At 63.5% G+C, this 25,037-nt stretch carries 17 protein-coding genes and 3 pseudogenes; 13 read left to right on the top strand and 7 right to left on the bottom strand.

The features are described 5' to 3' along the window. The first annotated feature begins 27 nt into the window (after positions 1–27). From A9D60_RS18460 to A9D60_RS18430, 7 genes are all read left to right on the top strand, one after another. Positions 28–486 carry a hypothetical protein gene (locus A9D60_RS18460; protein ID WP_065268948.1) on the top strand — a complete coding sequence of 153 codons (459 nt, stop codon included), beginning with the start codon at positions 28–30 and terminating at the stop codon, positions 484–486. Then, positions 483–1,202 (top strand): ABC transporter ATP-binding protein, encoded by a 720-nt coding sequence (locus A9D60_RS18455; RefSeq protein WP_065268947.1) that lies wholly within the window; start codon positions 483–485, stop codon positions 1,200–1,202. The genes A9D60_RS18460 and A9D60_RS18455 overlap by 4 nt, the downstream gene beginning before the upstream one ends. Next, a complete protein-coding gene (locus A9D60_RS18450) occupies positions 1,199–1,993 on the top strand; it encodes an ABC transporter permease (RefSeq protein ID WP_065268946.1) in 795 nt (264 codons plus the stop codon). The genes A9D60_RS18455 and A9D60_RS18450 overlap by 4 nt, the downstream gene beginning before the upstream one ends. A gap of 232 nt (positions 1,994–2,225) precedes the next feature. Then, positions 2,226–3,992 carry a PQQ-dependent methanol/ethanol family dehydrogenase gene (locus A9D60_RS18445; RefSeq protein WP_065268945.1) on the top strand — a complete coding sequence of 589 codons (1,767 nt, stop codon included), beginning with the start codon at positions 2,226–2,228 and terminating at the stop codon, positions 3,990–3,992. Positions 3,993–4,134: 142 nt separating this feature from the next. Further along, positions 4,135–4,830, top strand: coding sequence for a LuxR C-terminal-related transcriptional regulator (locus A9D60_RS18440; RefSeq protein ID WP_065268944.1), 696 nt, complete (start codon positions 4,135–4,137; stop codon positions 4,828–4,830). 33 nt (positions 4,831–4,863) lie between these two features. Beyond that, on the top strand, positions 4,864–6,033 hold the full coding sequence (locus tag A9D60_RS18435) for an FIST N-terminal domain-containing protein (protein ID WP_065268943.1): 1,170 nt from the start codon (positions 4,864–4,866) through the stop codon (positions 6,031–6,033). Positions 6,034–6,036: 3 nt separating this feature from the next. Next, complete coding sequence (locus A9D60_RS18430; RefSeq protein WP_065268942.1) at positions 6,037–8,238, top strand: hybrid sensor histidine kinase/response regulator; 2,202 nt, start codon at positions 6,037–6,039, stop codon at positions 8,236–8,238. Positions 8,239–8,255: 17 nt separating this feature from the next. On the opposite strand, the gene A9D60_RS18425 is transcribed toward A9D60_RS18430, so the two are convergent. Both A9D60_RS18425 and adh read right to left on the bottom strand, forming a co-directional pair. Further along, positions 8,256–8,603, bottom strand: coding sequence for a DUF779 domain-containing protein (locus A9D60_RS18425; protein WP_217492073.1), 348 nt, complete (start codon positions 8,601–8,603; stop codon positions 8,256–8,258). Between the two features lie 69 nt (positions 8,604–8,672). Beyond that, entirely contained in the window at positions 8,673–10,217 is a 1,545-nt protein-coding gene (gene adh / locus A9D60_RS18420; RefSeq protein ID WP_065268940.1) for an aldehyde dehydrogenase, read from the bottom strand. 227 nt (positions 10,218–10,444) lie between these two features. Between adh and A9D60_RS18415 the strand changes: the two are divergent. Then, a pseudogene (locus A9D60_RS18415) lies at positions 10,445–11,137 on the top strand (IS6 family transposase). A gap of 343 nt (positions 11,138–11,480) precedes the next feature. Here the strand turns inward: A9D60_RS18415 and A9D60_RS18410 are convergent. After that, positions 11,481–12,509 (bottom strand): IS110 family transposase, encoded by a 1,029-nt coding sequence (locus A9D60_RS18410; protein ID WP_065268939.1) that lies wholly within the window; start codon positions 12,507–12,509, stop codon positions 11,481–11,483. A gap of 135 nt (positions 12,510–12,644) precedes the next feature. Next, on the bottom strand, positions 12,645–13,544 hold the full coding sequence (locus A9D60_RS18405) for a LysR family transcriptional regulator (RefSeq protein WP_065268938.1): 900 nt from the start codon (positions 13,542–13,544) through the stop codon (positions 12,645–12,647). 99 nt (positions 13,545–13,643) lie between these two features. Between A9D60_RS18405 and A9D60_RS18400 the strand changes: the two genes are divergently transcribed. Further along, positions 13,644–14,051: a RidA family protein gene (locus tag A9D60_RS18400; protein ID WP_065268937.1), complete on the top strand. Its 408-nt coding sequence runs from the start codon at positions 13,644–13,646 to the stop codon at positions 14,049–14,051. Between the two features lie 491 nt (positions 14,052–14,542). Further along, on the top strand, positions 14,543–15,355 hold the full coding sequence (locus A9D60_RS18395; RefSeq protein ID WP_065268936.1) for a response regulator: 813 nt from the start codon (positions 14,543–14,545) through the stop codon (positions 15,353–15,355). Here A9D60_RS18395 and A9D60_RS18390 read toward each other — a convergent pair. Continuing rightward, positions 15,337–18,057, bottom strand: coding sequence for an ATP-binding protein (locus A9D60_RS18390; RefSeq protein ID WP_065268935.1), 2,721 nt, complete (start codon positions 18,055–18,057; stop codon positions 15,337–15,339). The genes A9D60_RS18395 and A9D60_RS18390 overlap by 19 nt on opposite strands. Continuing rightward, a complete protein-coding gene (locus tag A9D60_RS18385; RefSeq protein ID WP_065268934.1) occupies positions 18,054–18,806 on the bottom strand; it encodes a substrate-binding periplasmic protein in 753 nt (250 codons plus the stop codon). The genes A9D60_RS18390 and A9D60_RS18385 overlap by 4 nt, the downstream gene beginning before the upstream one ends. A 230-nt stretch (positions 18,807–19,036) precedes the next feature. Between A9D60_RS18385 and A9D60_RS18380 the strand changes: the two genes are divergently transcribed. The 3 genes and pseudogenes from A9D60_RS18380 to A9D60_RS18370 form a co-directional block, all read left to right on the top strand. Then, positions 19,037–20,005 (top strand): TAXI family TRAP transporter solute-binding subunit, encoded by a 969-nt coding sequence (locus tag A9D60_RS18380; protein ID WP_065268933.1) that lies wholly within the window; start codon positions 19,037–19,039, stop codon positions 20,003–20,005. 84 nt (positions 20,006–20,089) lie between these two features. Then, positions 20,090–22,705, top strand: coding sequence for a TRAP transporter permease (locus A9D60_RS18375; RefSeq protein WP_065268932.1), 2,616 nt, complete (start codon positions 20,090–20,092; stop codon positions 22,703–22,705). A 182-nt stretch (positions 22,706–22,887) separates the two neighbouring features. Next, positions 22,888–23,604: pseudogene (locus A9D60_RS18370) on the top strand (DDE-type integrase/transposase/recombinase); the annotation flags it as partial. Positions 23,605–23,856: 252 nt separating this feature from the next. Here the strand turns inward: A9D60_RS18370 and A9D60_RS18365 are convergent. After that, positions 23,857–24,979, bottom strand: a pseudogene (locus A9D60_RS18365) (IS256 family transposase). Between the last annotated feature and the right edge of the window lie 58 nt (positions 24,980–25,037).

The following is a 25,037-nucleotide window of genomic DNA, read 5'->3' as shown; positions in this document are numbered from 1 at the left end:
CGGCGCATCCTGACAGGAGGATTCCCGATGCTGAAAACCTGCCTTTTCGCCACGGCGCTGTGCCTGGCGCTGCCGGCCGCCGCCCTGGCCGCTGACGATGATGATCCGGGCAAGGCCGACTTCGGCCTTGCCGGGCTGTTGTCCGCCGCCAACAAGGAGGACCTGCCGCCCATCACCCTGTCGGCGGGAATGCCGCTGGCCGATGCGCCTTGGGTACTGAACTCCGGCACGTATTACGAGTTCGAGATCCAGGGCGACGGCAGCCAGGAACTGGCGCTGACGGGGGCGGAGTTCTTCCGCGCCATCTGGATCGACGAGATCGTGGTGGAGGGTCTCGAGATCCGCCCGCTGGGGCTCGACAGCATCGAATTCGACGAGGCCGGCGAGATGGAGATCGGATTTATCGCGCTGAAACCGGGGAATTACCACCTCAAGGTGCCCAGTTCCACCGGCGACACCCAGCGGCTGGAGATCACCATCCGATGACCGGGCTGCGGGTGGAAAACCTGAGCTATGCCTACGGCGCCCGGCAGGCGCTGGACGGGGTCAGCTTCCGGGTTGAGCCCGGCACCTTCTGCGCCCTGCTCGGCCCCAACGGCGCGGGCAAGTCGACGCTGTTTGCGCTGCTCACCCGGCTGTTCACCGCGCCGCAGGGCAGGATCGAGATCGCCGGCCACGACATGGCCCGCGCCCCGCGCAAGGCGCTGCGCCGGATGGGGGTGGTGTTCCAGCAGCCGACGCTGGACCTGGACCTAACGGTACAGCGCAATCTCAGCTATTTCGCCGCCCTGCACGGTCTGCGCGGCGCCAGGGCGCAGGCCCGGATCGAGGCCGCGCTGGAGCGGCTGGAGATGCCCGGCCGGCTGGGTGAGCGGGTGCGCGACCTCAATGGCGGACACCGCCGCCGGCTGGAGATTGCCCGCAGCCTGATCCACCATCCCAAGGTGCTGCTGCTGGACGAGCCGACAGTGGGGCTGGACGCGGCAACCCGGCGCGCGATCACCGCCCATGTGCACGACTTGTCGCGGCGCAAGGGGCTGACGGTGCTCTGGGCCACCCATCTCACCGACGAGATCGAAGACGCCGACCAGTTGCTGATCTTGCACCGCGGCAAGCTGGCGCAAGACGGCACGGCCCGCCAGCTGCGCGGCGGGCTCGGGCTGGCCGATCACTTTCTCAGGCTGACAGGAGAGGCGGCATGACCGCCTGGCTCGCAGCCCTGGCGGCAATCACGCAGCGCGAGGCGCTGCGGTTCATTGGCCAGCGCGGCCGCTTCGTCGCGGCGCTGGTGCGGCCGATGCTGTGGCTGGTGGTCTTTGCCGCGGGCTTTCGCGCCGCGCTTGGCCTGTCGATCACCCCGCCCTACGCCACCTACACCACCTACGAAGTCTATATCGTTCCCGGCCTGTGCGGCATGATCCTGCTTTTCAACGGCATGCAAAGCTCGCTGTCGATGGTCTATGACCGGGAAATGGGTTCGATGCGCCTGCTGCTGACCAGTCCGCTGCCGCGCTGGTGGCTGCTGGTCTGCCGCCTGCTCGCCAGCACCGCGATCTCTATCCTGCAGGTCTATGTGTTCCTGGCGCTGGCGGTGATTTTCGGTATCCGCTTCGGCTGGGGCGGCTATGCCGCGCTGCTGCCCGCCCTTGTCCCGGCCGGGCTGATGCTGGGGGCGCTGGGGCTGGCGCTGTCCTCGGTGATCCGCCAGCTGGAGAATTTCGCCGGGGTGATGAATTTCGTGATCTTCCCGATGTTCTTCCTGTCCACCGCGCTCTACCCGTTGTGGAAAATGGCCGAAAGCTCGGCGCTGCTGCGCGATATCTGCGCCGTGAACCCCTTCAGCCAGGCGGTCGAGCTGATCCGCTTTGCGCTTTATCAGCAGCAGAACACCGCCGCGCTGGCCTGGGTGCTGCTATCCGGGCTGGTCTGGCTGGGACTGGCAGTCTGGGGCTACGACCCGGCGCGCGGGCTGATCCGCAAGGCCGCGAAATAGGACTGAACCGCCCCGCTCCTCGCCGCGGGCAGACGCAGCGCGGGCCTGCACCGCAAACCCGGGCCGCAAGGCGCCGGGCGCTGCCGTGCCGGGGCTTCCCCCCTGCCCCTGCCGCCCTCCGCTTACGACCATTGTGCAATACCGCTCTTCCGGCGCGCCTTGGATACTGTGGCAGGCCGGCAGCCCGCACCGGGCAGTGGCTGTTGATGATCCAATGAAAGGGAGGAGCCCAATGAACCGCTTCATCACGGCGGTCGCCGCAGGGACCATGATGGCGGGCGTCAGCCACGCCGGGGTCACCGAGGACGACCTCAAGAACGACCAGACAACCACCACCCAGGTGGTGACCAACGGGATGGGGCGCCACCTGCAGCGCTTCAGCCCGCTGGACACGCTGAACAAGGACAACGTCGCAAACCTGGTGCCCGCCTGGGCCTTCAGCCTTGGCGGCGAAAAGCAGCGCGGCCAGGAGACCCAGCCGCTGATCTATGACGGCATCATGTATATCACCGGTTCCTACAGCCGGGTCTATGCTATCGACGTCGAGACCGGCCGCGAGATCTGGCAGTACGACGCCCGGCTGCCAGAAGGCATCCTGCCCTGCTGCGACGTGGTGAACCGCGGCGGCGCGATCTATGGCGACACCTTCTATTTCGGCACGCTGGACGCCCGCATCGTGGCGCTGGACCTCAAGACCGGCGACGTGAAGTGGCGCAAGAAGGTGGCCGACTACAAGGCCGGCTATTCGCTGACCGCGGCGCCGCTGATCGTCAACGGGTTGGTGATCACCGGCAACTCCGGCGGCGAGTTCGGCATCGTCGGCGAGGTGCAGGCGCGCGACGCTGAAACCGGCGAGCTGGTCTGGACCCGGCCGGTGATCGAGGGCCACATGGGCACCTTCAAGGGTGAAGAAAGCACCATGACCGGCACCCTGAACGCCACCTGGCCGGGCGACATGTGGAAAATTGGCGGCGGCGCCACCTGGCTCGGCGGCTCCTATGATGCGGAGACCGACACGCTGGTCTTCGGCGCCGGCAACCCGGCGCCCTGGAACAGCCACCTGCGCAACGCCGGCACCCCGGTGGAGGGCAACGCCGGCGACAACCTCTATGCCGCCAGCCGCATCGGCATCGACCCTTCCAACGGCGAGATCAAGTGGCACTTCCAGACCACACCGCGCGAGGGCTGGGACTATGACGGCGTCAACGAGGTGGTCGCCTACACCGACCGCAGCGGCAACAAGCGCTTCGCCACCGCCGACCGCAACGGCTTTTTCTATGTCCTGAACCGCGAGGATGGCAAATTCGTCAGCGCAACCCCTTTCGTCAAGGACATCACCTGGGCCGAGCGCATCGACGACACCGGCCGCCCGGTCTTTGTCGAGGAAAACCGCCCCGGAAACCCGGCGGACGCAGCCGATGGCAACAAGGGGGAAGTGATCTTTGCCTCGCCGTCGTTCCTGGGCGGCAAGAACTGGATGCCGATGGCGTTCTCGCAAAACACCGGTAATTTCTATGTGCCCTCGAACGAATGGGGTATGGACATCTGGAACGAGCCGATCAGCTACAAGAAGGGCGCCGCCTACCTGGGTGCGGGCTTCACCATCAAGCCGAACTACGAGGACCATATCGGCAGCCTCAAGGCGATCGACCCGGACACCGGCGAGATCAAGTGGGAATACAAGAACGACGCGCCGCTCTGGGCCGGGGTGATGACCACCGCGGGCGGGCTGGTGTTCACCGGCACTCCCGAGGGCCGCTTCATCGCCTTTGACGACGAGACCGGCGAGGAGCTGTGGTCGTTCCAGACCGGCTCCGGCATCGTCGGCCAGCCCGTCACCTGGGAACAGGACGGCGTGCAGTATGTCTCGGTCGTGTCCGGCTGGGGCGGCGCGGTGCCGCTTTGGGGCGGCGAGGTCGCCAAGAAGGTCAACTACCTGAACCAGGGCGGCATGGTCTGGACGTTCCGCCTGCCCCGCCAGCTGGCGCAGGCGGACTGACCCCGCCCCGGCTGCGGGCCGCAGGCAACAAACCCGGGCGCGCCTCCTGCGGGGGCGCGTCCTCCATATGCGACTTTAGGCGTATACCGCTGCTGCCGCCGGCTTGCTAAGCTGGCAGGAAAACAACAGCTCTGGTGCAGATATGCCGACACACACGGACACGCCGACCACCCCAGGGTTCCACGCGGCGCTGCTGGTGGATGACCACCCGCTGTTCTGCGACGCCCTGGCGATGACACTGCAGGCGGTCACCGCAATCAGCAGCATGCACACCGCGCCGGCCCTGCAGGCCGCGCTCGACATGATCGCCGATGGCATCCGCATCGACCTGGTGGTGCTGGACCTGAACCTGCCCGACGTCAACGGGCTGGACGGGCTGCTGCGGCTGCGCAAGGTGACGGACTGCCCGATCCTGGTGGTCTCCTCTATGGCCGACAACCGCATCGTCAGCTCGGTGATCCATGCCGGCGCCAACGGTTTCATTCCCAAGCACAGCCAGCGCGACGTGTTCCAGAAGGCGGTGGAAGCAATCAATCAGGGCAAGGTGTTCCTGCCCGACGGCTGCGTGCTGCTCGATGACAATGCCGGCAGCAGCGACGACGTGCTGCAGCGGCTGTCGCAGCTGACCAATCAGCAGGCCCGGATCCTGCAACTGATCTGCGAAGGCAAGCTGAACAAGCAGATCGCCTACGAGCTGTCGATCGCCGAGACCACGGTCAAGGCCCATATCACCGCCATCATGCGCAAGCTGGGGGTACAAAGCCGCACCCAGGCGGTGCTGGCCGCCAAGCAGGCGAGCTTTGCAAACGTCTTGCAAGACGCGCCGCCGCCCGCCTAGTCTGACGGGCGGAATTTGGGGAGGAGAAAGAGGATGGACCCTGTCGATGGCCCGTCAGGCGCGCCCGTGGCGGAGCCGCAGGTTGTCCGGTCCGGCTCGGTCGACTGCCGGGCGCCGGACGCTGTCGAACAGCTGGCCCAGGCGCTGAACCCGAACGGCCTGTCGCTGGTGGTGCTGTTCCTGTCGCCGGACACCGACGTTGACCGGCTGATCGGCGAGGCGCAACGGCGGTTCGCCCCGGCGCAGGTTGTCGGCTGCACCACCGCGGGGGAGATTTCGGCAGCCGGCTATGTCGAGGGCGAAATCGTCGCCATCGGCTTTGCACAGTCGCATTTCCAGACCCGCACCATCCTGATCGAGGATCTCGGCAGCTTCGATCCGCACAGCGTGATCGAGCGGATGATCCGAAACCGCAGCCACATGGCACAGGAGGCCGGCGGCTGGATCTCCGACTTCACCTTCCTGCTGGTCGACGGGCTCTCCACCAAGGAGGACGCGCTGACCTCGCAACTAGCGGTGGGGCTGGGGCCGGTGGCCTTTTTCGGCGGCTCGGCGGGCGACGGCACCAACTTCGGCAAGACCTATGTGCTGCATGGCGGCCAAGCCCATTCCAACGCCGCCATTCTGATCCAGGTTCGCAGCCGCTGCCCGATCAAGGTGTTCAAGACCGACCACCTGATCCCGTCGCAGAAACGCATGGTGGTGACCGGGGCCGATCCCGCCCGCCGGGTGGTGCATGAGATCAATGCCGAACCCGCCGCCCGCGAATACGCCCGGGTGCTGGGCAAGGACCCGGAGCAGCTGACCGCCTTCACCTTTGCTGCGCATCCCGTCGCGGTGCAATTCGGCGACCAGCACCATGTGCGCGCCATCCAGCGGGTCGCCGACAATGACGAGCTGGTGTTCTTCTCCGCCATCGACGAGGGCGTGGTGCTGACCCTGGCCGAGCCGGAGGACATGGTGACCCATCTGGAGCGCGAGATGGCCGCGCTCAGCGCCAAGCGCCGCCCCGAGATCATCCTGGCCTGCGACTGCATCCTGAGGCGGCTGGAAGCGCAGCAGAAGCAGGTCTCGCAGGACATTTCCCGCATCCTGCGCGACAACAGGGTGGTCGGCTTTTCGACCTATGGCGAGCAGATCAACTCGATGCATGTCAACCAGACCCTGACCGGAGTGGCGATCTACCCGCCGGACGAGGGTTGAGCGATGGTGCATGAGCTGATCGACCCCCGCGACCCGCCGGAGCGGCAGAACCAGAAGCTGCTGAAGATCGTCGAGACCCTGATGCGCCGGGCCGAGCAGAGCTCGGAAGCCTCCGGCGAGGCCTACGCCCAGTTCCAGCGCGCGGTGATGCTTGAGGAGGAGGTGCGTCTGCGCACCCGCGAGCTGGAGCACGCGCTGGACCTGCTCAACGAGTCGAACGCCCGGCTGGCGCTGGCCAATGCCGAGACCGAGGCCGCCCGCGCCAACCTGGCCAATGCGATCGAGACGGTGCAGGAAGGCTTTGCGCTGTTTGACGCACAGGACGTGCTGGTCATGTGCAACACCCGGTTCGGCAAGCACATGGCCGATATCTACCATCTGCTGCGGCCGGGGCTGAAATTCGCCGATTACGTGAACCTGGTGGCAACCAGCGCCCATCTGGCGCTGCCGGAGGGGGAGACCGCCGCCGACTGGGAGGCCTACCGGATCGCCCGCCATAAGGACGATCACGCGGTGTTCAACGTGATGATGGCCGGCAACAGCTGGCTGCAGGTCAGCGAGCACCGCACCCCGGACGGCGGCACCGTAATCCTGCAGACCGATATCACCGACATGATGCGGCTGGAGCGGCAGGAGCGCGAGCGGCTGCTCGACGACCAGTCGCGGGTGATCAAGGCAACGCTGGAGCATCTCGACCAGGGGGTCTGCATCTTTGACGCCCAGAACCGCCTGGTCGGCTGGAACCGCCGCGCCGGAGAGCTCTTGTCGATGCCTGCGGGCAAGTTCCAGCTGGGCATGTATTTCGCCACCCTCTACCGCCAGGCAGCGGACAGCATCCGCCTGCTCGGCGGCACCCGGCCGGAAGAGGTCGAGGCCTGGGTGGCCAGCACCGCCAAGCGGGCACCCCTGTCGTTCGAGATCGGACTGGGCCGCGACCGAATCCTGGCGGTCTTTGCGCAGCAGATGCCGGACAAGGGCTTTGTCATCAGCTTTACCGATGTCACCGCTGAACGCGCCGCGGTCCGCACCATTTCCCAGGTCAACGAAACGCTGGAGCAGCGGGTGGCCGAACGGACGCTGGAGCTGGAGGACGCGCTGTCGGAGGCGGAGCGCGCCAATGCCTCCAAGTCGCGGTTCGTCGCCGCCGCCAGCCACGACCTGCTGCAGCCGCTGTCCGCCGCCAAGCTCTATGTCGGCTCGCTGGAGGACGACCTGCAGGATGCGGGCTTCAGGGACCGGGCGGCCAAGGCCGGCAACGCGCTGGTCGCGGTCGAGCGCATCCTCGGCGCCCTATTGGACATTTCCAAGCTCGACTCCGGCCTGGCGGCAATCGACCGGACCGCCATCAGCCTGGGCGGCATGCTGGACCAGCTGAAGGACGAACTGGAACCTGTCGCCCGGCTCAAGGGGCTGGAATTCCGGGTCGTGCGCAGCGGCGCGGTGGTGGAAAGCGACGCCGCCTACCTGCGCCGAATCCTGCAGAATCTCGCCTCCAACGCGGTGCGCTACACCACCAGCGGCAAGGTCCTGATCGGGGTGCGGCAACGCCGCGGCCGGGTGCTGCTCGAAGTCCGCGACACCGGCCCCGGCATCCCGCCGGAGCATCAGGACAGGGTGTTCCAGGAGTTTCAGCGGCTCAACGCCAAGGCCAGCCCGTCGGACGGCATGGGGCTGGGTCTCGCCATTGTCGAGCGGGCCTGCCGGCTGCTGGAACATCCGCTGAACCTCACCTCGGAGGTCGGCCGCGGCACCTGCTTTTCGGTGGAGCTGCCGCTGAGCACGGTTACGCGCGCGCCATCGCCGCTGCCCGGCCCCGGCACCGGCGCCGCGGTCCCGTTCGAAAACCGGATCGTGGTGCTGATCGAGAACGACGCCGGCCTCAGGGCAGCGCTGGAGATCACGCTCGACAGCTGGGGGCTGAACGTGCTGCCCTGCGCCAGCTGCGCCGACGCCCTTGCGCTGCTGCAGGAAATCGACATCGGCCCGGATGCGATCATCGCCGATTACCAGCTGGACGACGGCGCGCTGGGAACCGATGCGATTGCTGCGCTCCGGGCGCAGCACGGCCCGGTTCCGGCCTGCCTGGTGACCGCCAACCGCTCACCGGATCTGGCGGCGGCCTGCGCCGGGCTGAACGCGGCGCTGCTGCACAAGCCGATCGACACCGGCGAACTGCGCGGCTTCCTGGAGCGCGCGCTGTCCTGACCAAGGCGCGGCGCGCCTCAGCGCAGGCACACGTCGGAACGGGTCAGGAACCGCTTGCCGCTGCCGTTTTCCAGCGAGAACATTCCACCGATGCCGTCAATCGCGTCGATCACCAGATTGGTGTGCTGCCAGCGCGCGTGCTGATCGGCATTCATGTAAAACGGCACCCCGCCGATCTCCCCCACCAGCACATCGCTGCCGCCGACGATGTAGTCGCCCTGCTGAAAGCACATCGGCGCGGACCCGTCGCAGCAGCCGCCGGACTGGTGAAACAGAAGATCCGGCCCGAACCGCGCCTTCAGCTCGCCGATCAAATGCAGCGCCGCCTCTGTTGCCGTCACGGTCATGCCTGTTGCCCCGGTCATTGCACACTCCCCCGGCTGAATGAAATGGGAACGGCCCCGGGAACCCGGGGCCGCCCGTCATGCTGCTGTTCAGAAGAACCCAAGCGCATTGGGGCTGTAGCTGACCAGCAGGTTCTTGGTCTGCCGGTAGTGATCCAGCATCATCTTGTGGGTTTCCCGCCCAATGCCCGACTGCTTGTAGCCGCCAAAGGCCGCATGGGCCGGATAGGCGTGATAGCAGTTTGTCCAGACCCGGCCTGCCTGAATGTTGCGGCCAAAGCGGAAGGCGCGGTTGGTGTCGCGGGTCCACACGCCGGCACCCAGCCCGTAAAGCGTGTCATTGGCGATCTCAAGCGCCTCGGCGTCGTCCTTGAAGGTGGTGACAGACAGCACCGGGCCAAAGATTTCCTCTTGGAAAATCCGCATCTTGTTGTGGCCCTTGAACACCGTCGGCTCGATGTAATTGCCGCCTTCAAGCCCCTCCAGGACAGAGACATTGCCGCCGGTCAGCAGCTCGGCGCCCTCATCCTTGCCCAGTTGCAGGTAGGAGGCGATCTTCTCCTTCTGCTCGGTCGAGGCCTGGGCGCCGATCATCGTGTCCATCGACAGCGGGTTGCCCTGTTTCACCGCCTTCACCCGTTCAATGGCGCGGGCCATGAAGTCGTCGTAGATCGATTCCTGGATCAGCGCCCGGCTGGGGCAGGTGCAGACCTCGCCCTGGTTCAGGGCAAACATGGTGAATCCTTCCAGGCACTTGTCGAAATAGGCGTCATCGGCGGCCATCACATCCTCGAAGAAGATGTTCGGAGACTTGCCGCCCAGCTCCAGCGTCACCGGAATCAAGTTCTGGCTGGCATACTGCATGATCAACCGCCCGGTGGTGGTCTCACCAGTAAAGGCGATCTTGGCAATCCGGTTAGACGAGGCCAGCGGCTTGCCTGCCTCCAGCCCGAAGCCGTTGACGATGTTCAGGACGCCTGCCGGCAGCACCCCGGCGATCAGCTCCGCCAGCACCATGATCGAGGCTGGGGTCTGCTCTGCCGGTTTCAGCACCACGCAGTTGCCCGCCGCCAACGCCGGCGCCAGCTTCCATACTGCCATTAGCAGCGGGAAGTTCCACGGGATGATCTGCCCGACCACACCCAGCGGTTCCGGAATGTGATAGGCATAGGTGTCGGCGTCGATTTCGGAGATATGGCCTTCCTCGGCGCGGATGCAGCCCGCGAAATAGCGCCAGTGATCCACACATAGGGCGAGGTCGGCATGGATCGACTCGCGGATCGGCTTGCCGTTGTCCAGCGTCTCTGCCGCCGCCAGCAGCTGGGTGTTCGCCTCCATGATATCGGCGATCTTCAGCAGCATGTTGGCGCGCTCGGTGGTCGAGGTCTTGCCCCAGGCCGGAAACGCCGCATGGGCCGCGTCCAGGGCTGCCTCAACATCCTCGGCGTTGGACCGGGCAATCTCGCAGATCACGTCGCCGGTGATCGGGGTGGTGTTCTCGAAATACTGGCCCGAGCGGGGCTCGGTGAATTCGCCGTTGATAAAGTTGCCATAGCGCGGCTTGAACGGAAAATCGACGCCCAGATGCGCCGTGTCCAGTGCCGCGTTGGCCAGCCCGTTCGTGTGGATGTTCATGCCATTCCTCCCAAGAATTGATCCAAGAAATGCAGCGGAACTGGTGGCCATGCACCTTAGATTGCAGGCACTGGGTCCGGTGCTGCCTAAAGGCTTAGACCATCGGCAAAAGCCGCGGTATTCGACCAAAGTCCCTGTCGGCCGCTAAGTGGGGGAGATGGCACTGCCAAGTTGATCGGAGTCCGCTTCTCGGGTAGCGAGGCGCCATGACGATACCCACCACCTTGATGCCACGCCTGAAGGGCTTTCGATTTCCCCATGAAGTCGTCACCTACGCAGTGTGGACATATCATCGGCTTGCACTTAGCACGGCGGATGTCGAAGATTTGCTGGCAGAGCGTGGCGTCATCGTCAGTCGCGAGGCCATCCGTCTCTGGGTGAACCGGTTCGGTCCCCAGTTTGCGGCTTGCATCCGGCGCGATCGGCCCAGGCCAGCCGACAAATGGCATATGGACTAGGTCGTTGTGCCGATCAACGGAGTGAAACATTGGCTGTGGCGGGCCATCGATGCCAACGGAGACGTTCTCGACATTCTAATTCAGCCCCGCCGCAATGCCAAAGCCGAAAAGCGTTTTTTCGCCGGTCTGGTTGCCGTCTATGGCAAACCGCGCGTGGTGATCACCGACAAACTGCGCAGTTATACCAAGCCAATCCAGGCCATCGCGTCTGGGGCTGACCATCGAGCGCACAAGGGCCTCAACAATCGGATCGCAGGGGCACATCGGCCAACGCGGAAGCGGGAAAAGATCATGGGCCGGTTCAAGTCTCCACGCCAGGCGCAAAGGTTTCTCGCTGCCCACGACCAGATCAGCACGATCTTCCGTCCCCGCCGGTATCGCGTTTCCGCTCTTTCCTACCGACACGCTAGAGCTGATGCATTCGACCTGTGGGACGGATATGCAGCCGAACTATCGGCCTGAATGCGCGGACTACCCCAAATTGCAATCCAAATCCGGTAACTTGGCAATGCCCCTCGAGCTGCGCTCAGCCCTCAATTTGTGCAACATGTATAACCGCCCCTTGCGCAAGAGGGTTTTTGAGCAATTTGGCGCGGTGTCGGGTGCTGACATGTATCCGGCCTCGTGATGCGGCCATCGTCATGCCGCGGGCCCGCATGGTGTTCGCGGGTCGGAACCAAATCAAAGCCGCGTGCTCGATGGCACTTTGTTGCACTCTGGTTCTGCCGACCCCGTCTCACGACCGTTGCGCCAAGCTGCTCTCAGCCCTCCTCCGCTCCGTCGACCTCGCGACCGCTGGCGGACCTTACGCCGCCATGGCCGGAGCCCGGTAGATCTCTCCGCTCTTCATCAGCGCCCAGACGATCCGCGCCATTTTGTTGGCGAGGGCGACCCGGACCAGCATCGTCGGCTTCCGCTCCAGCATTCCCGCCAACCACGTGCCCGGGCGCGCCGAAGCGTGGCAGTGCCGCTTGATGATAACGCTGTTGGCGCCGATGATCAGCAACCGGCGCAAAGAGCGCTCGCCCATCTTTGTCGTGGCGCCGAGCCTCTGCTTTCCGCCTGTCGAGTGCTGCCGCGGCGTGAGGCCGAGCCATGCCGCGAAGTCTCGCCCCTTCCGGAAAGCTTCCGGCGGCGGAGCCAGAGTGGCAATGGCCGTGGCGATCAACGGGCCGATGCCGGGGATCGTCATCAGGCGCCGGGCAATCTTATCCGTCTTGGCGCGCCGGTCGATCTCGGCATCCAAGGTCTCGATCTGACCGTCGAGCTGGGCAAGCGTTGCAGTCAGGACCGTCAGGGAGGCCCGCGCCGTGGCGGGCAGGCCCGAGGCCTCGTCTGCGACAAGGGCGACCAGGCGCCGGGCATTCGTCGCACCCTGTGGCACGACCCAGCCGTACTCGGCGAGGTGTCCGCGGAGCGCGTTGATGGCCTGGGTGCGCTGCCGGATGAGCAATTCTCGGACGCGGAAGACGCTGGCCGCCCCTTGCGTTTCCTCGCTCTTCACCGGCACGAAGCGCATATTCGGTCTCTGCGCCGCCTCGCAGATTGCTTCAGCGTCCGCCGCGTCATTTTTTTGCCGCTTGATGAAGGGCTTCACATAGGCGGGCGGGATGAGCTTGATGTCGTGACCGAGCTTGGCCAGCTCCCGACCCCAGAAATGCGCGCCCCCGCAGGCCTCCATCGCCACCAGGCAGGGCGGCAACTTGTTGAAGAATTCAAGCACTTGGGCCCTTCTGAGCTTCTTGCGTAAGACAGCACTGCCTTTGCTGTCAGCACCATGGACCTGGAACACATTCTTAGCCAGATCCAGTCCGACTGTGATAATCTCCGACATGACCGCCTCCCAATATGGATTGTTGCGATCCCACCTTGGCACACCGATGCCGTCGGGGGGCGGTTACAGCATCAAAGCCGCACCAAGGCTTGACAGGCTGCGAACGATTTTTTTCGGTCACAACCGGTTTCAGGGCTATCCACCTGGCAGTTCGGCAGCCAGCAAATCTATGAAATGCCTCACCCGTGGCTCCAGAAACCTCTTGTGCGGATAAAGCGCAACTATAGGGAGCTTGCCACAATCTAGGTCCGGCAAAACCTGCACCAGGCGACCGGCATTCAGGTCGTCTTTCACCAGAACACCCGGCAGAAAAGCGATGCCCATTCCCGACATGGCCGCCTCGCGGAGTCCCTCTGCGCTGTCGAGCCGCAATCGGACGCGTCCCGGAGCGTTGCTCCAGAACCCAGACCCATCTTGCAGGGCCCAGACTTGGCGCTGTCCGAAACTTGAAAACTGCAGAAGGTCATGTGTGCTCAGTTGATCAATGTTTTTGGGTGTGCCCCAGTCTTTCAAATATGCAGAGGACGCGCACAGTACGGGCCTGTCGGTCATCAAGGTGCGGGAGATGAGGGACGTATCAGGGGAGGTGATGCCGACCCGAACAGCAAGGTCAAAACCGTCTCTGACGATACGCCTTACTGAATCCGAAAAACTGATCTCAAATCGAACATCAGGCCATTCCTTCTGGAATTTTTGAACAAGGGGCATCAAGAGCCGCCTCCCAAGCGCGTCTGGCGCAGCGATCCGAAGTGTTCCGCTCGGTATACCGTCTGTGCCCACCATGCTTGTGTCAGCAGCGGCTATCGCCGCTTGGATGGCTTGCCCCTGGAGGTATAGTTTTTGTCCATCCTCAGTCAGGCTGATGGCGCGGGTTGTGCGGTTCAGGAGCCGGACACCGTATCTGTCCTCGAGCCGCGCGACTGCTTTGCCCGCCGTAGACCGGGATAGACCGAACGCTTTTCCGGCGGAAGCGAAGTTGCCGGTCTCCACAACAGACAGGAAAACCAGAATGTCATTTACCTTTGAACCGGCCATTTTGCTCCCTATGGCGATTCTTTTTCGCCTCAGTGACGACCTCGGTTCGACTGTGTTCCAGCATATCTTGATCCTATCAAGCACAAAAAGGGAAATGACATGTCAAACGCACTCATCCGGATGAACCCGGCGGCACTTCCGGACACCAGTAAGGTCGGCCACTCCCAGATCTCTATTGCCGGTCCCAGCCGACTGGCTTTTGTCTCCGGTCAAGTCGCATGGGACGCGGCGGGATCCGCCGTGCCGAAAACGCTTGGAGCGCAAACAACGCAAGTCATTGCAAATCTCGCTGCAGCCTTGCAGGCCATCAATGCCAGCACCAGCGATATCGTTCAGATGCGCATCTACATGACGAAACTGAACGACGAGACTATTGACATCGCAATGGGCCAGATTGCAGTTTTCCTCAATGGAGAACAGCCAAGCCTGACCGGTATCGGCGTCGATGCACTGGCTGGGCCTGATCTCCAGATTGAGGTTGAAATGGTTGTTCAAATTCCGGTTTGAAGCAAGCAGAGACGCGTGATTTTAGACGAATGCAGCCATTGTGGTTTCTAACCTCAGCGTCAGTAAAGTCTGTGCATCCTGCGAGCTCACCAGTTCCAAAACCTCGCATTCGCAGCGAGCGACAGGAACGGCCGGCGGCTGAATGACAGACGCAGTCCTGTAGACTTATAATGTCCGCTTTCACAGTCGAGAGTGCTGCATCTACCATGCGGCAGGTAGCACTAAAGTCAGCTAAGCGCAGGAAGCTGACTTTGCAAAGTCGGTGCCGCCGGGAGAGATTTATGGCCAGTCCGGCCCAGTCCGGACCTTCGCCCTACCTTCAATTTGCTGCAGGCACAGCCCGCTTTCCGGTCATTCGCCGCGCGAGCAAAATCCGGAGATGATCGAACTCACAGTCTGCCGGACTTTCCAGCCGTTGCCCATAAGTATAACACTGAAACTCCTTTGTCTTCCCTTGTGATGCAGAGAGGTTTAGCGTCAAGTAACGCCTCATGAAGCATCTGAAAAAGAAACTGCCGCCGCTGACTTCGCTGGTGGCCTTTGAAGCGGCAGCCCGTCTTGGCACTTTCACAGCTGCCGCAGAAGAGCTGAACGTCTCGCGCGAGGCCGTGAGCCGTCAAATCCGCACCCTTGAGACGCATCTGGGCGTGACGCTTTTCGAGCGCGACGCCAACCGGGCTGCGATGGGTCCGCTGGGTGAGCAGTTTTTCAGCACGGTGTCTCCCAATCTCTGGGCCATCGCCTCTGTGGCGCAGGAGCTGGCCGGTGAAACCGCAAACCCGCCTACGGACGCGGAGGACCTGCTGCCGCCGGCTGACAGCGATGATCTGCCAACCCTGCTGATTGTCGATGACTCGCCGCAGAATATTCACCATTTGCATGGCCTGCTGTGTGACAGCTACCGGGTGATTGCGCAGACATCGGGGCAGGATGCGCTGTCTTACCTGTCAGGAGAAACTGCCGATCTGATCCTGCTGGATATCCGCATGCCGGGCATGGACGGCTATGAGACCTGCCGCCAGATCAAGGCAACCGCCAGCCTGGCCGGCATCCCGGTGATCTTCGTGACCAGCCTGGATGATCCCGGCGATGAAACCCGCGGGCTGGAGCTGGGCGCCTGCGACTTCATTTCCCGCCCGGTGGTGCCGGCTGTGCTGCGCGCGCGCATCCGCACCCATATCGAGCTGCGTCAATCCAGCGCTGCCCTGGCGGATCTGTTGTCGCGGCGGGCCGACCGTTTGGAGCGGGCCGAAGGCATCCTGGCCCGCCTTGCGGGCGAGATCGATCAGTTCCGGTCGTCTTGAAGGTTCTGGGCAAGTGCCGCCAGCGCTGCGCGGGCTAAAGGAAAGTCCAACCGTTCCAAAGCCTTGAGCAGTTCCTCACCGGAGCCCTCAGGGGCGTTCACGCTGGCGGCCTGCACGAATTTTTCGGCTGCCGCCATCGCCGCAACATCGTTGCTTTCAATCAGCCGGGTCAATTGGGTGAGCGAGACCGCGGCGGTCCCGCTGGCGGCCGGCCTTAGCCCCTGGTCCGGCAAGGCCTGCAAAAGCTCCTGCATGACCAGAAGCAAGTCCTTTGCCTGCGCCTGTCCAGATTCTGCCTGCCCTGCCAAACGGGCCAGCTGTTCTGCTCCGATAGTTCCGGCTGCGCCGCGGATCACATGCAGGAGTTCCGCGGTTTCCGTGCTGCTTTGGGTGTTTTCCGGCTGGGACAGGCGCGTGGTCCAATCTTCAAGGCGTTTGCGGAACCGCACCAGGTTCTGCTGATAAAGCGCCTCGTCGCCGCCCGCATAGAACCGGCCCTTGGCGTGGTTGATACCCGGCGGTGGATGGTTTCCCGGCAGAAGCTGCTGCAAAGTCTCCTTCAGCCGTGCCGGGTCAATCGGCTTAGAAAGGAAGCCGGCAAACCCCGCGGCGGTGCAGCGCCGGTGCTCTTCCGATGTGGCGTTGGCCGAGGCCGCGACCACGGGCGGCAGCTGCGTGCCATACTCGGCTTTCAGTACCTGAAAGGCCTGGTGGCCATCCATCAGGGGCATGTGCAGATCCATCAGGATCAGGTCCGGCAAGGCCTGGGCGGCCTGTTCGACCGCCTCCAGCCCGTTGCGGGCCGTGCGCACCTGCGCGCCCAAGCCTTCGACCAGAGCCACAAAGACCGACAGGTTGATACGGTCGTCTTCGACCACCAGCACGTCCCGGCCGGCCAGGGCGGCAGGCAGATCCGGCGTTTGATCCCTGCTGTGATCCAGCCCTTGCACGGCCGCCGCGAACTCCTGATGGGTCAGCGGCAGAGCAACAGGTTTGGGCGGCCGGTCCTGGCCGGGAACCGAAACACGGATAAAGCTGTCTTCGACGGCAACTTGAACCACGCTGGGATCCTGAACCACGGTGTATCCTGCGCGTTCGGCCATGATCCGGATTTGCTGCAGCGGTTTTGCCTGCCCACGGAGGCTCAGTCTGCCTGCCTGGGGCCCTTCCGGGTCCGGCATCCGGCAGGGCAGTTCGATTTCCAGCGTGAAGCAGGATCCGTTTCCCTTGTCGCTTTCGACCTTCAGCTGCCCGCCCATCTGGCCGGCGAGCCGGTGGGCAATTGACAGGCCAAGCCCAGTGCCGCCGTATTGGCGGGTGGTTGAATTGTCGGCCTGGCCAAAGGGTTTGAAGATCTCCTCAAGCTGATCGGAGGAGATACCGATCCCGGTATCCCGAACCCCAAGGGTCAGCAGGGTTTTGCCGCCCGGACGCAAGCTGCAGCCGGCCTCCAGCTGGATTTCACCCTGGCTTGTGAACTTCACCGCGTTGGAGGCGAAGTTCATCATCACCTGCCTGAGGCGCAGCGGGTCGGCGCAGATTTCTCCGGGCAGGTCAGGGGCGAATTGCCAGCCAAGCCGCACCGGCTTGTCCTGCATCAGCGCCCTTGTCTGGGTCATCACCGTGTCCAGGAACCCATCCAGCGGAAACCAGACCTGTTCGAGGTTCAGTCCGCCCGCTTCAATCTTGGAAAGATCCAGCACCGAGTCGATATTCTGCGACAGATGGGCGGCGGCGGCGCGCATGTCGGTTAGGTGGCGGCGGGTCTGGTCGGTGTAGCCGTCACGCTGGAGGATTTCCGACAGGCCGATAATGGCGTTCATCGGGGTTCTGAGCTCATGGCTCATATTGGCCAGGAAGGTGGATTTGGCCTGCGAAGCCTCAACTGCTTCGTTGCGGGCAGTAACCAGTTCGCGGGTGCGCTCATCAACCAGGCCCTGCAGATTGTCGCGGCTCTCCTCCAGCTCGCCCACGGTGCGGCGGAAGGCACGGGCAAGGCGCGAGATCTCATCGCGGCGGCTGACGTCGAACAGCTTGCGGTCGCGGCCCTTGAGCTCGAACCGGTGGCCATCGCGCACCCGCAGGGCGGCGGATTGCAGTCGTGCGATTGGGCGGATCACGGTCTGCTGCATGGCCAGGAAGATGACGGCAGTCACCAGCAGCGTCTGCAGGATGCTGGAGCCCAGCACCACAAAGCCGCGGGCTACCATTTCCGCCTGCACGCCGTGGAAGGAGAAGGTGACGTTCAGCTGGCCGATCTCGGACCCGTCACGGGGGCTGAGGAGTGCATAACGGTGGGTTTCGGCCTCGTTGCCGGGCATGCCCAGGAGGCGGGCGATCAGCGGCGGGCCGGCAGGCGGCGGATCGGCGGCTGACAGGTCGCCCAGGCCGGTGCTCTTGCGCAGCGCATCGGTTAGAAGCGGGTCTTCGATCCAGACCTTGGTGATCACCGGATCGGCCAGTAGACCGGCGAGAATGGCGCCGACGTCCGGCACGTCGACCTCCCAATAGGCGACCTCGGCCCGGGGCAGGGTGGCGCGCACGACCCGGTCGGCGTTCAGCCGGGCGGTTCCGACCCGCTGGCTGCTTTCCAGAACCAGGGTGAAAACGCCGAGGATCAGCCCCGAGAGCACCCCGAGCGCTGCCGCGGCGAGGGCAATCTTGGGGGTGATGCCCATTTTCTGGAAATGCAGCCGCCTCATCGGTTCAGCGCAGAGCGCATGATCTCCTGGATGCGGCCGCTTGCGTGCATTTCATCCAGGGCCTGCTGCAGGCGCCTTGCCTTTTCGGCGCCTTCGGCTGTGCGCGGGAAGGCGGCGTAGCGGCCCAGTTCCACCAGCGGGGTCGGCAGCACCCGCAGCTTGTCCCAGGCGTTCAGCTGCCGGGCGGTATAGGCGAGGGTGGCATGGCCGCCGACAATCACGTCCGAGCGGCCCAAGAGCAGTTTGCGGATGTTGTTGAAATCATCCTGCGACATCTCGCGCCGGATGGCCGGATTGCTGTCAAAGCTTTCCTCATAGGTGAAGCCCGCGACCAGGCCGACCACCAGCCCGTCCAGTTCCGCAGGCGAGCGGATATCCTGCAGCGGGCTGTCGGCCCGGGTCACGTAGACTGAGCGGGTGGTGCGCAGCGGGCCGGTCAGGTGCCATTTTTCAAAGCGTGCAGTGGTCGGGGTGAGCTGGAACACCCCGTCGAACTTCCCCCCCTCGAAATCCAGAAGCATCCGTTTCCAGGGCACCGGGCGGTGGTCCAGCGTAACGCCGATCAGGGCGGCGGCCTCGTCCATGATCTGGACGTCGATACCGGTGAATGTGCCGTTGTCCATGTAGTTGAAAGGGGCAAAATCCTCCATCGCGCCCATCACCCAGGTTTCGGCAGCTGTGTTTGCGGGCCGCAGGGCGGCCAGCACCGTAACACAGGTCAGCAGGAGGGCGGAGAGTAGCCGGGTCATGGTCCGGGACAGCCTTTCATTCCAGTTGCACTGCAACTTTACGCCCGGCCCTTCTGGTGCGGCAAGGCGCAGGGGGCGGCAGAAAATTTACGCTGGCAGCGGAATTTTTTCGTCTCTCACGCAGGCGGCCTTGGCGCTGCTACCCCAATGCGGCCAGCAAACCGGAGACTGCGGCGCCTGTGCGGAGTGCCTCAGACAACCGGTTGGATCAAGCAGACACGGAGGAAAACATGTCAAAATCCACGAAATTCATTGGCGCGGCCTTTGCCCTGGCGCTGAGCGGCGGCTCAGCTGCGGCGGCGGAGCAGCAGTTTGTCACCATCGGCACCGGCGGCGTGACAGGGGTCTATTACCCCACCGGCGGCGCGATCTGCCGCTTGGTCAACAAGAACCGCAAGGAACACGGCATCCGCTGCTCGGTCGAGTCGACCGGCGGCTCTGTCTACAACGCCCGCACCATCCGCTCCGGCGAGCTGGACTTTGGCGTGATCCAGTCCGACGTGCAGGTGAAATCGATCAACGGCACCGATCAGTTTGCCGAAGACGGCCCTTACGCCGGCCTGCGCTCGCTGTTCTCGGTGCATCCGGAGCCGATGCATGTGATGGCGCGTGCCGATGCCGGGATTGCCTCCACCGCCGATCTGAAGGGCAAGAAGGTCAACATCGCCAACCCCGGTTCGGGCACCCGCGTTCTGGCCGAAACACTGATGAAATACGAAGGCCTGTCGGTTGACGATTTCACCCTGGCGGCGGAGCTGAAGTCCTCCGAACAGGCGGCGGCGCTGTGCGACGGCAAGATCGACGCGACCATCTGGGCCGCGGGCCTGCCGAACGGTTCGAGCCAGGAAGCGACCTCGACCTGCGATGTGAAGATCATCCCGCTGGCCGGTGCCGGCATCGAGAAGCTCTTGAACGAGAACACTGCCTATGCCGCGGCTACCATTCCCGGCGGCATGTATCCGGGCAACCCCGACGACCTGCCGTCCTGGGGCCCCAAGGCAACCATCGTGACCTCGGCTGAAGCCTCGGACGAGGTGGTCTATGAGGTGGTGAAGGCAATCTTCGAGAACTTCGATGCCTTCAAAAAGCTGCACCCGGCGTTTGCCAATCTGAATGAGTCCGAAATGGTCTCTGACGGGCTGACCGCGGAAATCCACCCGGGCGCCCTGAAGTACTACCAGGAGCGCGGCTGGAAATAACGCCTGCGCCTTTAACTGCCCCCGCCCTGGATGCGGGGCCAGTTCGTTTCACCCCGGAAGACGACGAAGAGGGAGAGACCCGCCGTGACCGATGCAGCAACCCCGTCAAAGAAACCCGATCAGGCCAATTCCGCTGATCTTGACGGCATCGTGGCCGAAGCCGATACCGGAGCGCGCGCGCCGAAGGGCCGGTTCTCCGCCAATATGCTGTGGTCGGTGCCGCTGGTGTGGTCGATCTACCAGCTGTGGATCGCCTCGCCGCTGCCGTTCATTCTGGGGATCGGTGTCTGGAACGACACCCAGACCCGCGCCATCCACCTGGGGTTTGCAGTGTTTCTGGCCTTTGTGGCCTTTCCCGCCTTCCGTTCCAGCCCGCGGGACCGGATCCCGGCGCTGACCTGGCTGCTGGCCGTTGTCGGTGCCATCAGTGCCTCGTACCTGGCGTGGGATTACGCCGGGGTGTCTTCGCGGACCGGCATTCCCAATACGACCGATCTGGTGATGGCGGGTATCGGCATTCTGCTGCTGATGGAAGCGGCGCGCCGGTCGCTGGGCTTTCCGCTGATGGGGGTGGCGATCTTCTTTCTGGCCTATGTATTCTTCGGCTCCTGGGACGGGCTGCCGGAGATGGTGCAGTGGAAGGGGGCCTCGTTCAACAAGGCGATGAGCCACCTGATGCTGACCACCGAAGGGGTGCTTGGTGTCGCCCTTGGAGTCTCCTCGGGGTTTGTTTTTCTGTTTGTGCTGTTTGGTGCGCTGCTGAACCAGGCGGGGGCCGGCAATTACTTTCTGCAGCTGGCGTTCTCTGCCCTGGGCCACCTGCGCGGCGGGCCGGCCAAGGCGGCGGTGATCGCCTCGGCGGCGACGGGGCTGATTTCGGGGTCGGCCATTGCCAATGTGGTGACCACCGGCACCTTCACCATTCCGCTGATGAAGCGGGTCGGGTTCAGCCCGGCCAAGGCGGGTGCGGTTGAAGTGTCCTCCTCCATCAACGGTGTGCTGACGCCGCCGGTGATGGGCGCGGTGGCCTTTCTGATGACTGAATACGTCGGCATCTCTTATGTGGAGGTGGTGAAAACCGCCATCGTGCCGGCTGCGATCTCTTACATGGCGCTGGTCTATATCGTGCATCTGGAAGCGCTGAAGATGGGCATGACCGGCACCTCGCGGATGCATCCGGTGAAGTTCATGCTGGGCGCGGTTTTCATCATCGCCTCTTCGATCGTGATCGGCGGCGGCACACTGTGGCTGACCGGGCTGCTGGTGGATCTGACCGAAGGGCTGATCGGGCCGGTCTCAACCCCGGTGCTGGTGGCGGTGCTGCTGGCGGCCTATGTGGCTGCAGTGCGCTATGCCGCGGCGCGGCCGGATCTGGAGACCAGCATTGACTCGATGCTGCATCTGCCGCCGGCGCGGGTGATCCTGAAGACCGGGCTGCATTACCTGCTGCCGATTTTCCTGCTGATGTATCTGTTGATGATCGAGCGGAAGTCGCCAGGTCTGTCAGCCTTCTGGTCTTCGATCTTCATGCTGATGATCCTGCTGACGCAGGATCCGCTCAAGGCGTTCTTCCGCGGCACCGGCAGTCTGCGCGCGGCCTTTGATCATGGGTTTTCCCAGACGCTGGAAGGCATGATCACCGGGGCGCGCAACATGGTGGGGCTGGCCGCCGCAATGGGGCTGGCGGGCATCATCGTCGGCGCCGTGACGCTGACCGGGATCGGCCAGGTGATGGCGGAGTTTGTCGAGTTCCTGTCGGGCGGCAATCTGCTGGCGATGCTGTTCTTCGTCGCTCTGATTTCGATTGTGCTGGGGATGGGCCTGCCGACCACGGCGAATTACATCGTCGTTTCTTCGCTGATGGCCGGGGTTGTGGTTGAGCTGGGGGCACAGAACGGGCTGATCGTGCCGCTGGTGGCGGTGCATATGTTCTGCTTCTACTTTGGGATTATGGCGGATGTGACACCGCCGGTGGGGCTGGCCTCCTTTGCGGCGGCGGCGATTTCCAAAGGCGATCCGCTGCGCACCGGCTTCCAGGCGTTCTTTTATTCGATCCGCACAGCGCTGCTGCCGTTCCTGTTCATCTTCAACACAGACCTTCTGTTGATCGACGTTGGGCCGGTGCAGGCAGTGGTCGTCTTCGTCACCGCGCTGATTGCCATGCTGCTGTTTGCGGCCGGCACCATGGGCTACTTCCAGACCCGGTCGAAACTGTGGGAAAGCGCGGCGCTGATCCTCTGTGCCTTCATCCTGTTCAGGCCGGACTTCTTCCTGACCCAGGTGGCGGATGAGTTTGAGATCCGTCCGGCCGCGGAGATCTATGCGCTTGCCGGAGCCGCACCGGACAACGCCAGCCTGCGGGTGCGTCTGGCAGGCGAAAGCCTGGAGGGCGACATGGTCGATGCGCGTTACCTGCTGCCGCTTGGCGCTGCGGGGGAGGCCGGAGAGGCCCGTTTGGCCAATGGCGCCGGGATCGAATTCCGTGCCGAGGAAGGCAGGTATCTTGTTGAGAACCTGACCTTCGGCGGGCCGGCCGAGCAGCTGAAGATCGACTTCGACTGGGAAGTGGTGGAAATCGAGGTGGCTACAGACCGCCCGCCGCAAGAAATCTTCTACATCCCTGCGCTTCTGCTGCTGGCCGCCATCTATGGCCTGCAGCGCCGCAGGCTGAAGTCCGAACCGCAGGAGGCACCTGCGTAGCTGTCTTTGCCGCCTTTTCTCTGAGCCCCGGAGGCCCGGCTGAGCGTGCTGAAACGGCAGGAAACTTCCGCCTGACCACTCTGGACCGGGAAACCCAATCCAAAACGCGGCTGGATTACACGTTCCTGAGCCTCCCCAACTGAACTGGTCCACCCCTATGTTTAGGAAATGGAGGACCAAGAATGGCAAACAAGCGACCGAAGCCCGAAGAGATTGTCTCGAAGTTGCGGCAGGTTGAGGTTCTGATCAGGCAAGGCATGTCCCGCCACGATGCGATCAGGCAGATCGGCGTTGTTGAGCAGACCTATTACCGCTGGCGAAAGAAATACGGCGGAATGGGTGTAGATCAGTTGAAAGAGCTGAAGCGGCTTCCTGAACGCCGCGCCTGCCGCGTGCTGGGACAACACCGATCCACGCAGCGGCGTACCCCGCAAGGCCGCGCAGACGAGGATAGATTGGTGGCTGACATGATCGAACTGGCCCGGCAGTACGGCCGATATGGCTACCGCAGGATCGCAGCGCTGCTGCGAGAGGCTGGTTGGTCTGTCAGTGACGGACGCGTCGAGCGGGCGTGGCGGCGAGAGGGGCTGAAGGTTCCGGCAAAACAACCGAAGAAGGGACGGCTCTGGCTGAATGACGGATCATGCATCCGGCTGCGGCCTGATTATCGGAACCATGTCTGGAGCTATGATTTCGTTCACTGCAGGACGGACGATGGCAAGGTCTTCCGAACGCTGAATATCATCGATGAGCACAGCCGGGAATGCCTGGCGATCAAGGTGAAGCACAAGCTGAACTCGACAGACGTGATCGATGCTCTAACAGACCTGTTCATCCTGCGTGGCGCTCCTGCCTTCATCCGCTCGGACAATGGCCCTGAGTTCGTTGCACAGGCGGTTAGCCGCTTGCTTCACGCGCCAGTCCAACTCTCGGTAGGTCTTGTAGAGCATCGCGCGCGCGTCCAAGAGCGGCAGCAAAGCACGAGACAGATCCGGATCGGCTTCGATCAACGGTCTGACCCGCTCATCGAACGACCCCTGATCAACGCGGGGCGGCAAGCGGAGACCGAAGACACGGAACAGGCCCCGAACCTCATTGGCCAGATCGATACACTTGAGACTGTGCGGAATTTTGTGCCCCGGCGCCATTTCTTACGCCAATGGGAAGCGTTCCTCGAACATGATGGCGAGCTGGCTTTTCACCGCATGCCATTCGCGCACTGACCGCTTCCACTCCGCTGAGGTAGCATTCAGCGCCAGATAGATCAACTTGGCCGCCGCCTCATCGCTGGGGAAATGGCCGCGGGTTCGGACCGCGCGGCGGATTTTCGAGTTCAGCGCTTCAATGGCGCTTTGACAGATCGCTCGCTTCAAATTCAGTTAGCGCGGCTTCGGCCGCCGCGGCATCAACGGCCGTATAGACCGCTTTCAGAGCCGCAGCGACGGCCTTGCGGTCCTTGTAGCTGGCAAAGCTCATGGATTGGCGCAGCAGATGGACAATACAGGTCTGGACCTGGGTTCGGGGGAAGGCCGCCTCAATGGCCTGGGGGAAGCCCTTGAGGCCGTCCACAACGGCGATCAGGATGTCCTGAACGCCGCGGTTGCGCAGATCGCTCAGCACCTTGGCCCAGAATTTGGCCCCCTCATTGGCCTGGAACCACAAGCCCAGAACGTCCCGTGTTCCGTCCGGCAGGATCGCCAGAGCCACGAAGACCGCCTTGTTCGAGACCGCGCCGTCGCTGCGGATGTTGACCCGGATCGCATCCATGAACACCACTGGATAGCAGGGCTCAAGCGGGCGGTTCTGCCAGGCCGTCACCTCCTGCATCACGGTGTCGGTGATGGCCGAGATCAGGCTGGGCGACGCTTCGAAGCCGTAGATCTCCTCGATGTGGCCCTGGATTTCCCGGGTCGTCATGCCGCGGGCGTACATGCTGATGATCTTGGTGTCGAACTCCGGAAAGCGGCGCTGATACTTGGCGATCAGAACCGGGTCAAAGGTCCCGTTCCGGTCGCGCGGAATGTCCAGAACCACCTTGCCGGTGTCCGTGGCCACAGTCTTCCGGCTGCTGCCATTGCGTCGATTGGCGGGCTGGTTCTGGCCTTCAGGCGGCTCCTGCGCGCGCTCTTCGCTGAGATGTTCGTCCAACTCGGTGCTCAGCGCACGTTCCGCAAGCGCCTTGGTCAGTTCGGAAAGAATGCCCTCCTTGCCGAAAAGGTCGCCGGGCGAACGCCCTTCCATCAGCCGGTCCAACAGGTCTTTGTCTATGCTCATACGTGGGTCTCCTCAAAAGTGAGCTACCACGCCGGGGCACAAAATTCAGGATAGTCCC

Origin of the sequence: Leisingera sp. JC1, from assembly GCF_001679925.1 — a bacterium.
Taxonomy (GTDB): Bacteria; Pseudomonadota; Alphaproteobacteria; order Rhodobacterales; family Rhodobacteraceae; genus Leisingera.
The sequence above is the reverse complement of the archived record's forward strand: the minus strand, read 5'-3'. Positions and strand labels throughout refer to the sequence as shown.